General features: G+C 76.2%; 8 protein-coding genes. 6 read left to right on the top strand and 2 right to left on the bottom strand.

Going from position 1 to position 12,412, the window contains the following annotated elements; all coding sequences use genetic code 11:
* The first annotated feature begins 57 nt into the window (after positions 1-57).
* Genes ACI781_RS15335 through ACI781_RS15325 form a run of 3 tightly spaced genes read left to right on the top strand, consistent with a single transcriptional unit; the run spans position 58 to position 2,785 of the window.
* Positions 58-1,314 (top strand): DUF1972 domain-containing protein, encoded by a 1,257-nt coding sequence (locus tag ACI781_RS15335; protein ID WP_456566982.1) that lies wholly within the window; start codon positions 58-60, stop codon positions 1,312-1,314.
* 35 nt (positions 1,315-1,349) lie between these two features.
* Positions 1,350-2,063: a hypothetical protein gene (locus tag ACI781_RS15330; RefSeq protein ID WP_456566981.1), complete on the top strand. Its 714-nt coding sequence runs from the start codon at positions 1,350-1,352 to the stop codon at positions 2,061-2,063.
* 11 nt (positions 2,064-2,074) lie between these two features.
* On the top strand, positions 2,075-2,785 hold the full coding sequence (locus ACI781_RS15325; RefSeq protein WP_456566980.1) for an acyltransferase: 711 nt from the start codon (positions 2,075-2,077) through the stop codon (positions 2,783-2,785).
* A 251-nt stretch (positions 2,786-3,036) separates the two neighbouring features.
* Here ACI781_RS15325 and ACI781_RS15320 read toward each other — a convergent pair whose 3' ends face one another.
* A complete protein-coding gene (locus ACI781_RS15320) occupies positions 3,037-3,795 on the bottom strand; it encodes a CDP-alcohol phosphatidyltransferase family protein (protein ID WP_456566979.1) in 759 nt (252 codons plus the stop codon).
* Positions 3,796-4,152: 357 nt separating this feature from the next.
* Between ACI781_RS15320 and ACI781_RS15315 the strand changes: the two genes are divergently transcribed.
* Both ACI781_RS15315 and ACI781_RS15310 read left to right on the top strand, forming a co-directional pair.
* Positions 4,153-8,667 (top strand): PKD domain-containing protein, encoded by a 4,515-nt coding sequence (locus ACI781_RS15315; protein ID WP_456566978.1) that lies wholly within the window; start codon positions 4,153-4,155, stop codon positions 8,665-8,667.
* Between the two features lie 75 nt (positions 8,668-8,742).
* Positions 8,743-10,014 carry a hypothetical protein gene (locus ACI781_RS15310; RefSeq protein ID WP_456566977.1) on the top strand — a complete coding sequence of 424 codons (1,272 nt, stop codon included), beginning with the start codon at positions 8,743-8,745 and terminating at the stop codon, positions 10,012-10,014.
* A gap of 4 nt (positions 10,015-10,018) precedes the next feature.
* Here the strand turns inward: ACI781_RS15310 and ACI781_RS15305 are convergent, their stop codons facing one another.
* Positions 10,019-11,188: a glycosyltransferase family 4 protein gene (locus ACI781_RS15305; RefSeq protein WP_456566976.1), complete on the bottom strand. Its 1,170-nt coding sequence runs from the start codon at positions 11,186-11,188 to the stop codon at positions 10,019-10,021.
* Between the two features lie 129 nt (positions 11,189-11,317).
* Between ACI781_RS15305 and ACI781_RS15300 the strand changes: the two genes are divergently transcribed.
* Positions 11,318-12,412: O-antigen ligase family protein (locus tag ACI781_RS15300; protein WP_456566975.1), on the top strand; the 1,095-nt coding region annotated here is incomplete at its 3' end.

Below are 12,412 nucleotides of genomic sequence, written 5' to 3'. Positions count from 1 at the left end.
CGTGTCCTGCCGATCAGGGGAGGACTGCACCCCGAGGAACGGACTCCCATGACCGGCATGAGCATCGCCATGGTGGGGACGCGCGGCGTCCCCGCCCGGTACGGCGGCTTCGAGACCGCCGTCGAGGAGATCGGGCGCCGCCTCGTCGACCGCGGGCACCGGGTGGTCGTGTACTGCCGCACGGTCCCCGGCGCGGACCAGGCGCCGCCGCGCGAGCACCTGGGCATGGAGCTCGTCCACCTCCCGGCCGCCCGCACGCGGTCCCTGGAGACCCTCAGCCACACCGCCCTGTCGGTCCGCCACCTGCTCGCCCACCGCACCGACGCGGCCATCGTGTTCAACGCGGCGAACGCGCCGCTGCTGCCGCTCCTGCGCGCGGCCCGTGTCCCCGTGGCCACGCACGTGGACGGACTGGAGTGGAAGCGTGCCAAGTGGGGTGGCGCCGGGCGGCGCTACTACCGCGCGGCCGAGAGCCTCGCCGTCCGCTGGTCGGACGCGCTGATCGCCGACGCGCAGGGGATCGCCGACTACTACGCCGACGCCTTCGCGGCGCCCACCACGCTGCTGACCTACGGCGCCCCGGTCATCGAGCCGGGCTCGGACCGGCTCGCCGAGCTCGGGCTCGAGTCCCGCGCCTACCACCTGGTGGTGGCCCGGTTCGAGCCGGAGAACCACGTCGACCTGATCGTCGACGGGTACGTGCGCAGCGAGGCCGTCAAACCGCTGGTCGTCGTCGGGTCGGCGCCCTACGCCGACGACTACACGCGTCGGGTGCACGCCCTGGGCGACGACCGGGTGCGCTTCCTCGGCGGCGTCTGGGACCAGGAGCTGCTCGACCAGCTGTACGCCCACAGCGCCACCTACCTGCACGGCCACTCCGTCGGCGGCACCAACCCCTCGCTGCTGCGCGCCATCGGCGCCGGCGCGACCGTGACGGCCTTCGACTGCTCCTTCAACCGAGAGGTCGTCGCCGACGCCGGGCGCTACTTCCGGACCCCGGAGGACGTCGCCCGGGAGGTCACCGGCATCGAGGCCGACCCCGAGCGGGCCGCCCGTGACGGCCGCCGGTCCCGTGTCCTGGCCCGCGGCTACGACTGGGACCAGGTGGCCGCCGGCTACGAGCAGCTGGCCCGGGACCTGGTGACCCGCCGCTTCCCGCAGCGCCGGCCCAGCGGCCGGCGCCGGCCCACGGACGCGGACCTGCGGTCGACGGCCATCGAGCGCGCCCCGCTGCCGGACAACGTGGTGCAGCTGCCCGCGCCCACCCCGCCGGTGCCGGCGCGCTGGGAGCACTTCTCGGCAGGTCAGCAGTGAGCCGCGCGGGAGCGCGGCCCGGCAGGAGGGACGTCGTGGCGACGCACGAGGACGAGGCGACGGGGCGGACGAGGGCGGACCTCCGGACGTCCGGCGGCACGGACGTCCGGGCGGACACGGGCCGGCGGCGCCGTCCGCCCGGCTGGTCGATCGCCGCGGCCGCACTCGTCCTGCTGCTGGTCGCCGGGCTGCTGGTCCTGCTGGCCGACCGCGACGACGACGGCGGGGAGACCGCCGCCCCGGCCGCCACCTCCGCGGCGCCGTCCGGCACCGAGGCGCCGTTCACCCCGCCCCCGGCGCCGGACACGCCCGAGCCGACGGGGCCGACCGAGGACGTGGACGCGCTCCCGCCCGCCCTGCCCGAGGTGCCGCTCGACGAGACGGCCGCGGTCGGCAACGGCATCACCGCGTCGATCGACTCCGTCGAGGCGGTCAGCGCCGAGGGCGGGGAGCCCGGCGACGTCGCCGGCCCGGCCCTGCGGGTCACCGTCCGCATCGACAACGGCACCGCGGACCCGGTCTCCCTCGACGGTGTCGCGGTCAACGCCTACCACGGTGCCGACCGTGTCCCCGGCTCGCCGGTCAGCGACCCGACCGAGGCGCCGTTCGCCGGCACGGTGCAGCCGGGCGCGTCCGCCGAGGGGGTCTACCTGTTCCGCGTGCCGGAGGTGCGCCGCGACGTCGTCGTCGTCGAGGTCGGGTACCAGGCCGGCGCCCCGCTGCTGGTCTTCACCGGCTCGGCCGCCTGAGCGGCCCGGAGATGGACTCCGCCGCCCTGCGCCGCTGGGCCGTCCGTCGCGGCAGCCTGCTGCGCGGACGGCCGCTGGCCATCGACGAGCGGGTCGAGGTCCGTGACCTCGCCGCGCTGATCGCCGAGCGCGCCGCGATGGTCATGCGGGGGCTCCTGCGGTTCCCCGGGCGGACCCACCGGCCCTCGGTCGGGCGGGGCGTGCGGCTGCGGTCGCGGCGGCGCCTGGTGCTCGGCCGCGGCGTCACCCTGGGGCACGGCTGCCTCGTCGACGCCACCTCCGTCTCCGGGGTGCGGCTGGGGGACGGCGTCACGGTGGGGCGCAACACCCGCATCGAGTGCACGGGCAGCATCGCCACGCTCGGCGTGGGCCTGACCGTCGGGAACGGTGTGGGCCTGGGCACCGACAGCCTGTACGGCTGTGCCGGGGGCATCCGGATCGGTGCCGACACGATCGTCGGCAACTACGTCTCGTTCCACTCCGAGCAGCACGTGTTCACCGACCGGTCCGTGCCGATCCGCGACCAGGGCGTGACCCACCAGGGCATCGAGGTGGGCGCCGGGTGCTGGATCGGCTCCCGCGTCACCGTCCTCGACGGCGCACGCATCAGCGACGGCTGCGTCATCGCCGCCGGCGCGGTGGTGACGGCGGGGGAGTACCCCGCGTACGGGATCTACGGCGGCGTGCCCGCGCGCCTGCTGCGCACCCGCCCGGAGACCTGACGGCCGGGGCGGTCCCGCCCTGGGCGTCCGGTGCTCGGCGCCCGGGTGATGCGGCCGGCTGCGCGGGCCGCCGTCGACCCGCGTCGTGGCCGGGCCGCCACGACCCGCGGGGACCAGGACGACGGGCAGCCGCCGGCCCGGGCCGCTGCAGCGCGGGGCATCGCCGCGGCCCGGGGAGGTCACCCCCGGGGTCGAGGTCACCCTCGGTCGAGGTCGTCCCCGCCGGCGCAGCCGCGCCGGGTCAGCGCGGATCAGCGCGCCGCGTCGAGGGCCGCGAGCTGGCGGCGCCACCGGACGAGCCCGGCGGCGAGGTAGCCGGCGGAGCCCGCGAGCAGCACCGCGTAGACCGGGACGAAGACCGCACGGTGCCCGAAGGTGGCGAAGGCGAGGCAGAGCAGGCCGTAGTCGGCCGGGGCCACCAGGACCGAGCGCAGCGGCGAGGGCGGCGTCGCCGGCGCCGGAGCGCGCCCGGTGCCCGCGCCCCGGCGCAGCTGGTCGGTCAGCACCGTGCCGAAGAACATCACCGTGACGACGAGCTGGAAGGCCGCCGGGAGCAGCAACAGCGCCGGCGGGGCGGGGTCGACGAACCGGTAGAACGAGATGAGCACGGCCAGGTGCACGGCGGCGTTCTTCGCGCAGTCGAGCACGTGGTCGAGCCACTCACCGGTCAGCGTGCCACCGCCGCGCAGGCGGGCGAGCTGGCCGTCGGCGGAGTCGAGCGCGTAGCCCAGCACGAGCAGGGCGGCGACACCGACGCCGAGGCCCGTGCTCGGCGGGACCAGCGCCAGCAGCGCGATGCCGGTGGCCGTCACCAGGCCGCTGAGCGCGGTCACCTGGTCCGGGGTCCGGCCCAGCCGGTGGGCGACCGCCGCCAGCCAGCGACCCACCGGGCGGTTGACCAGTCGGGAGTACAGGGGTGCGGTCGCCGACGGCTTGCCGGAGGACCGCAGCAGCTCGACGGTCGCCGCGACCGACGGCGCGCGCCGAGCCTCCAGTGGCGTGACGGACATGGGCTCGCGCTCCTGGTGTCGATGGGTCGTCCCGCGGGTGGCGGGGAGCCGGTGCCGCGACCGGACCAGTGTCGCCGCACGCGCGCGGCCCGGACCCGGCACGCAGGAGCGCCTGACCCGAAGGCGTGAGACCACCGGTCGGAGCACCGGGCCGGCTGCCGGCACCGGGCACGCATGTCCTCGACGGACAGCGCTCGACGCATCACCCTCAGTGAGCGAGTTGATGTGTGCTGGGTCCTTCCACTACATCGGGTGACGGAACGTCCCTTGCCCAGGCGGGAGGCGGTGACTGAGAGTTGCCATCGACCGCCACGTCACCACGTGCGGTCACGGGGACCGAACGACGGGGGATGGTTCATGTCTGCACGCGCGTCCAGCATGCCGAGGAGGCTGCTGGCCGGTCTGGTCGGCTCGCTGCTGGCGGCCGGCGTCCTGGGGCTCGCCGCCCCGGGGACCGCCCTCGCCGACTCCGCACCCGCCAACGCTGCGGACCCGGCGACGCCGCCCACGGTCACCGCGGACGCGCTGCCCACGGTGCAGATGAACGGCGTCGCGTGGTCCCAGGTGATCGTCGGCAACACGGTGTACGTGGCCGGCGCGTTCACCAGCGCCCGGCCGGCGGGCGCGCCGGCGGGCACGCAGGAGACGCCGCGGGCGAACCTGCTGGCCTACGACGTCCGCACCGGTGTCCTGGTCCAGTCCTTCGCCCCGGTCCTCAACGCGCAGGCCCTCGTCGTCAGCGCGTCACCGGACGGTTCCCGCATCTACGTCGGCGGCGACTTCACGCAGGTGAACGGTCAGGTCCGCAACCGCGTCGCCGCCTTCGACACCGCCACCGGCGCGCTGGTCGCCGACTTCCGGCCGAGCGTGTCCGGTCAGGTCCGCGCGATCGCCGCCACGAACTCCACGGTCTACCTCGGCGGCGTCCTCACCGCCGTCGGTTCGGTCAGTCGCACCCGCCTCGCCGCCGTCTCCGCGACCAACGGCGCGCTGCTGCCGTGGGCGCCGGTCCCCGGCGTGGGCCCGACGACGGGCAACCGGCTGCCCAACAACCCGACCCGCAACGCGCAGACGAGCAACGAGGTCATGGCCCTCGTCCTCACCGGGGGCGGCAGCCAGGTCGTCGCGGGCGGGCGCTTCCACACGATGAACGGAGCCGTCGCCACCGGTGTCGCGGCGCTCGACCCGGTCACCGGGGCGAACCGGCCGTTCGCCGTCAACCAGATGATCACCAACCAGGGGATCAACTCGGCGGTCTACAGCCTCAGCACCGACGGCGCGACCGTCTACGGGTCGGGCTACGACTACTACGGCCCCGGCAACCTCGAGGGCGTCTTCGCCGCCGACGCCACCGGTGGTGCGCTGCAGTGGGTCGCCGACTGCCGCGGTGACACGTACTCGACCGCGCCCTCGGGCGGCGCCGTCTACGTGGCCTCGCACGAGCACAACTGCGAGAACATCGGCGCCTTCCACGACCGCAGCCCGCAGGTCTGGAAGTTCGGCACCGCGCTGGGCCGCACGGCGACGCACCGCACCGGCCCGTACACGATCGCCAACAGCACGTTCGCGAACAAGCCGGCCCCCACCATGCTCGACTGGTTCCCGACCTTCTCCTCCGGCACCTACACCGGCGCCTACCAGGCCGGCTGGACGGTGACCGGCAACGGCCAGTACGTCGTCTACGGCGGCGAGTTCCCGCGCGTCAACGGCACCAACCAGCAGGGCCTGGTCCGTTTCGCGGTCCCCTCGATCGCGCCCGGCAAGGTGGGCCCGACCGCGCAGGCCGCGCCGACCGCGGTGTCGGTCGCCCCGGGCAACGTCCGCGTCGGCTGGCGGGCCAGCACCGACCTGGACAACGAGAACCTGACCTACCGGGTGTACCGGGACGGCGGGGCCACCCCGGTCCACCAGGCCACCCTGCCCTCGCGCTGGTACGACGCGCCGCTGTACGCCTGGACCGACACCGGTGTGGCCGCCGGCTCGCACAGCTACCGGGTCAGCGTCACCGACCCCTCCGGCAACACCGTGCAGTCGCCGGCCACCACCGTGACCGTGGCCGCCGGGACGACGCCCACCCGTGGGTACTCGGCCACCGTCCTCGCCGATGCCCCGGCCTCGTACTGGCCGATGGACGAGACCTCCGGTACCACGGCCCACGACCGCGCGGGCGGCAACGACCTGACCGTCGGCGCCGGGGTCACCCGTGGCTCCGGTGGGGCCGTCACCGGTGACCCGGCGACCGCCTACTCGTTCGACGGCACCACCACCGGCCTCGCGGCGACCCAGAACGTCGTCACGGGCGCCAACACGGTGTCGCTCGAGGCGTGGTTCCAGACCACGTCGCGGACCGGCGGCAAGATCGTCGGGTTCGGCGACAAGGCGACCGGCACCAGCTCCAACTACGACCGGCACGTCTACCTCGACGCCAGCGGCAAGGTGAACTTCGGTGTCTACCAGGGCGGCCAGCGAGTCGTGACCAGCCCGCTCGCCTACAACGACGGGCGCTGGCACCACGTCGTCGCGACCCTCGGCCCGCAGGGCATGGCCCTGTACGTGGACGGCCGCCTCCTCGGTTCCCGCACCGACACCTTCATGGGCCAGCCCTTCGACGGCTACTGGCGCGTGGGCGGGGACACCTCGTGGTCGGGCGCGGCGTTCCTCACCGGCCGCATCGACGAGGTCGCGGTCTACCGCACGGCCCTGTCGGCCGCGCAGGTCAGCGCCCACCACGCCGCCGGCACCACCGGGCGCGCGGCGAACATCGCCCCCATGGCGACGTTCGGCTCCACGGTGACCCAGCTGGACGTCGCCTTCGACGCGTCCCCCTCCCGGGACGCCGACGGGACCGTGGCCGGCTACGCGTGGGACTTCGGTGACGGCACGACCGGCACCGGCCGCACCGCCACACATCGCTACGCCGCGTCCGGGACCTTCCCGGTGACCCTGACCGTCACGGACGACCAGGGGGCCACGGGCCGCTCGACGCAGTCGGTGACCGTCCTCGCCCCGCCGCCCAACGTGGCCCCGGTGGCGCGGTTCGTCTCGGCGGTGTCCGGCTCCGACGCCGCGTTCGACGCCTCGACCTCCACCGACTCCGACGGCACGGTGGCCGGCTACGCGTGGGACTTCGGTGACGGCACCACCGGCACCGGGCGCACGCCCACGCACGCCTACGCCCAGGACGGCACGTACACCGTCCGGCTCGCCGTGACCGACGACGACGGTGCCACGCACGCGGTGCAGGGGACCGTGACGATCTCCTCCGCCGTGATCGCCGCGGACGCCTTCGGGCGCCAGGTGACCAGTGGGTGGGGCACCGCCGACACCGGAGGCACGTGGACCGTGGGTGGCGCGGCGACCGCGTCCGTCGCGGACGGCACCGGCACGATGGTCTCGGCCCCCGGCCGGTCGACGAGCGCCCTGCTCGGGGCCGTGTCGGCCGCGGACACGACCGCGCAGGTCGACGTCGTCCTGCCGGCGACCACCACGGGCGGTGGCACGTACCTGAGCCTGGCGACCCGCCGGGTGGGCACCAGCGACTACCGGGTCAAGCTGTGGTTCCGCTCGACCGGCGACCTGCAGGTGTCCCTGGTCCGCATGGTGGGCAACGCCGAGACCACGCTGGCCGCCACCTCCCTGCCCGGTGGTTACGCACCGGGTCAGGAACTGCGGGTCCGCTTCGAGGCGGCCGGCAGCGGCACCACGACCCTGCGCGGCAAGGTGTGGGCTCCCGGCGCGACCGAGCCGGGTGCCTGGACGGTCACCGCGACCGACGGCACCGCGGCGCTGCAGCAGGCCGGGGCGCTGTACCTGTACCAGTACAGCTCGGGCTCGGCGACCGCGCCGGCGACCCTGCGCTACGACGACCTGTGGGTCGGCGTCGCCGGCGCCGCCCCGGGGCCCCAGCCGCAGCCGGAGCCGGAGCAGCCGGTCAATGCCGCGCCGGTCGCCGCGTTCACCCAGTCGGTGACGGACCTGGCGGTGTCGGTCGACGGCACCTCGTCGCGCGACTCCGACGGCACGGTGGCCGGGTACGCGTGGGACTTCGGTGACGGGCAGTCCGGCACCGGCGCGACGGCGTCCCACACCTACGCCACCCCCGGCACGTACACCGTCCGGCTGACGGTCACCGACGACGACGCCGCCACCGCGCGGGCGGAGCAGCCGGTCACCGTGACCGCCCCCGCCGGCCCGCAGGAGCCGCAGGACCCGGCTTCCCCGGCCGCGTTCGCGACCGACACCTTCACCCGGACGGTGACCGGCGGGCTCGGCACCGCCGACCTGGGCGGGGCCTGGACCCCGTCGTTCGGCGGCTCGCGGATGTCGGTGGCCGGAGGCGTCGCGACCCTGGGCCTGAGCGCGCCTGGCAACAACACCGGCGCCTTCCTGGGCGACGTCGACCAGGCCAGCAGCGACCTGCGGACCTCGGTGGCCCTCGCCCAGGCCCCGACCGGCGGTGGCGTGTACGTCTACCTGCGCGGCCGCGTGGTGGACACCTACCAGGAGTACCGGGCCCGGCTCCGCTTCACCGCCACGGGCGCGGTCGCGCTCGGCATCACGAAGCAGACCGGGACGGCCGCCGACGCGCTGATCGGCCCCGAGGTCGTGGTGCCGGGTCTGACCTACACGCCCGGCACCGTCCTCGACGTCCGCTTCCAGGTCTCGGGCAGCGGCACGACGCAGCTCGCGCTCAGCGTGTGGGCGCACGGTGCGACCGAGCCGGCGACGCCGACGGTGACCCGCACCGACACGACCGCGTCGCTGCAGGCCACCGGTGGGGTGGGGATCTCGGCCTACCTGACCGGGTCCGCCACCGCCGCGAACGCGGTGCGGGTCAGCGCCTTCTCCGCGACCCCGGTGGTCGCGGGCTGAGCGACACCGGATCGAGATGACCGTGCCCGGCTCCGCCTCCGCGGAGCCGGGCACGGCCGCGGGGAGGATGCATCCGTGACGCCCGCCCTCCCGTCGGTCGTCCGCAGCCCGGCCGCCGGCGCCGTCCTGGGGCAGGTCACCCAGGTCCTCGGCGGACTGGTGCTGCAGGTGGCCGCGGCGCGCTCCCTGGGGGCGACCGGCCTGGCCACGTTCTCCCTGGCCTACGGGGTCCTCGTCCTGGCCACGGCCGTCGTCAGCGGCCTGGTGGGTGACTCGCTGACCGTCCTGGACCGCGCCGACCGCGCGATCCGCGCCGGGCTGCACGTCTGGACCGCCCTGCTCGCGGGTGCCGGCGCCGTCCTCGGCGCCGGGGGCGCCCTGCTGTCGGGGGCGCTGCCGGTGTGGGCGGGGCTGCTGGTGGGCCCCGCCGTGGCCGTCTTCCTCGTCGAGGACACGATGCGCCGGATGCTCATGGCCGGGGGCCGATTCTGGTCCCTGCCCGCGGTGGACGGCGCGGCGCTGGTGACCTCCCTGGCCGTCCTCGGGGCGGCCGCCTCCGGGGGCGGCGTGGACCTCGCCGACCTCGTCACGGCCCTGCTGGCCGGCCAGGCCGCCGGCTCGCTCGTCGCCTGGCGCCTGCTGGCGCCCGCCGAGCGCCCCCGCGGTCCGTGGCGGGCGCCGGCGCTGGGCGCGGTCTGGTCGTTCGGCGTCTGGCGCGCGCTGGCCCAGACCATCCGGCCCGCGCTGCTCACCGGCCTGCGGTTGCTGGTGGTCGGCGTGCTCGGCGCCGCGGCGTACGGCCCCGTGGAGGCCGCGCGGGTCCTCACCTCCCCGACGCTCGTGGTCGTCGGCGGCCTCGGGTCCTTCCTGCTGCCGCACTTCGTCCGGCTGCAGGACGCCCCACCCGGGACCGTGCTCCGCCGTGCCGACCGCGCCGTGCTCGCCCTCGTGGGCGGGGTCGCCGCGATCGGCGTGCTGGTCGTCGCGCTCCTGCCGTGGGCCGGACCGCTGCTCACCGGCGGCGGGTACGAGGTCCCGGTGGCGTCGGTCGCGGGCTGGTCGGCCTACGCCGTCGCCAGCGCCGCGCTGCTGCCGTACTCGAGCCTGGCCGCAGTCCACCGCCGCCAGCGGCAGGTCCTGGCGCTGCGGGGGCTGGAGTTCCTCTCCCTGGCGGTGGCGCTGCTGCTCGTGCTCGTCGCCGACGGCGGTGCGGCGTGGACCCCGTGGGCGCTGTGCATCGGTCCGCTGCTGGCGGCCGCCGCCGTCCGCCGCCGGGTCCTGGTGCGGGCGCTCGCCGACGGCCCCGACGCCGCGGCGGACCCGGTCCCGGCCGCGACCCCGGCCTGACCGGTCAGGAGGGGGTGGCTCCCGCGCCTCCCGATCGCCTGCCCGCGGTGTCGGCCACGGCACCGACGACGGCCGCGCGGTAGCGCTCGCTGGTGAACCGGCGCAGGGCGGACTCCCGCCCGGCCCGCGCCAGTTCGGCCGAGCCGGCCGGGTCGTCCAGCAGCCGGGCGAGTGCCCCGGCCAGCGCGCCGGGGTCCTCCGGCGGGACCAGCAGCCCCGTGCGGCCGGGGTCGACGATCTCCCGCAGGCCCTGGACGTCGGAGGCGATCACCGGGCGCCCGGCGAGCTGGGCCTCCACGGCGGTGTTGCCGAACGGCTCGGCCCGGGAGGGGACGAGCACGACCTCCGCGCGGGCCAGGGCGTCCCAGGTGGGCGAGGTGTAGCCGGCGAAGTGCACGGCACCGGCGAGGTCCGGGCGCTGCGCGCGGGCCTCGAGCTCCTGCTGGAACCACTCGTAGCCGCGGAACACCGACCCGCAGAGCTCCAGCCGGACGTCCCGGCCCGCGTCGCGCAGGCGCGCCACGGCCTCGAGGGCGACGTCGGTGCCCTTGCGCGGGGAGAGCCGGGCGACGAGCACCACGTGGTGGGTGCCGTCGCCGGCCGCCGGCGGCGGGCCGGGCGGCTCCGGGGGCCCCGCCATGCCGTTGTGGACGACGCGGGTCCGGGAGCGCAGCACCGGCACCGCACGGACGACGGTCTCCTCGGCGGCGCGACTGTTGACCACCACGGTGCGGGCGAGGAGCAGCGGGGCGTTCAGCAGCAGGGACAGCGCCCGCCCGACCTCCTCGGCCTCGTGCACGTGGCACAGGGCGGGGACGCGGGCCAGCCGGGCGGCGACCAGCCACAGCGGGACGGTGACGGTGTTGACGTACACGACGCGGTGGCGCCCGGCGCGCAGCTGGCGCCACATCCGTGGCAGGGCCCGCGCGCAGGAGACCGCCAACCGGCCCAGCCCGAGCGGGCTGAGCAGCGACTTGCGCACGACCGGCACCGGCAGGAGGCCGACGACCGCCCCCGTGGCCTCGAGCCGTGCCACGAGCGGGCCCGGCCCGGGCACCGACACGACGACGTGCCAGCCCGCGTCGACCAGTCCCCGCACGCTCTCCAGCAGCTGCAGGTCGGAGCCGTACAGGTCGGCCGACGGGTGCACCACCAGGATCGATCCCGACGTCACGGTCCGCCCTCCCTCGAAGGGGTCGGACCCGCCTCCGACCAGCACACCGATGCTGCCAGACGCCTTAGCCTCGACCCCGCGTCCACGCCGACGCCCGAGAGCGGACGAGCCAGAGCGGAGGGCCCGGCGGTGAACCTGCCCCCTGCCCGCACCGCCGTCGTCTGCCTCCTGCTGGTGGCCAGCTCGGTGGCCTGGCGGCGCGGCACGCTGTTCTCCGGTTCCCTCGACGCGGTCGTGGTCGCCAAGGCGCTGCTGAGCGTCGTGGCGCTGCTGGTCGTGCTGCTCTCGGGCAGGTGGCGGACGGGCACCCGCCGGCTGGGGACCGGCAGCCTCTGGCTGCTGGCGCTGCTGCTGGCCTCCTCCGCCCTCGGGGCGCTCACCGCCGGCACCCTCCTGGCCAGCGGGGCCGTGGCCGCCCGCGTCGTGGTGCTCGCCGTCACCGTGACCCTGCTCCTGCGCACCGCCCCCGTCCTGGAGGTCCTCGGCGGCCTGGTGTGGGCCTGCGGCGCGATCGGCGCAGTCGCCGCCGCCACGGGTCTGGCCCACGAGGGGCGGGGCGGCCGGTTGTTCGGCGGGATCCCGCCGCTGAACCCCAACGAGCTGGCGCTGCTGGCCGGCGTCGTCGTGCTCTGGTGCGCCTGGCGCGCCGTGCTCGGCGAGGCCCGCTGGGGCGCTGCCCTCGCCGGCCTCGCGGGGACGGCGGTCGTCTACCTCACCGGGTCGCGCACCGCCCTGCTCGTGCTCGTGGCGGCGGTGGCGGCGATGGCGCTGTACCTCCGCCGCGCGCGCGTCGGGCTCGTCGTCGGCGCGCTCGTCACCGCCGCCGTGGGCGTGGTCGGCCTGGCCGCGACCGGGGCCGTGACGGAGTTCCTCAGCCGCGACGGGGTGGGCGACAGCACGCTCGACTCACGCTTCATCGCGTGGGACGCCGCCGTGTCGTGGGCGCGCAGCGGCTGGCAGGTGGCCTTCGGCGGCGGCCTGTCGGTCAAGAAGATCCCCGTCTCCGGCCAGGCCTGGGACGACCAGCTGCTCGACAGCTCGTGGGTGTCGGCACTCGTGCAGGCCGGCCTCCTCGGCCTCCTGGTCGCCGTCGTCTGGGCGGTCTGGTCGTGGGGGGGGGGGGGGGGGGGGGGGGGGGGGGGGGGGGGGGGGGGGGGGGGGGGGGGGGGGGGGGGGGGGGGGGCGGGGGCGCGGGGGGGGGGCGGGGATTTTTTTATCCCCGGC

The sequence above is a fragment of the Blastococcus sp. SYSU D00695 genome (genome assembly GCF_054050555.1).
The sequence above is the reverse complement of the archived record's forward strand: the minus strand, read 5'-3'. Positions and strand labels throughout refer to the sequence as shown.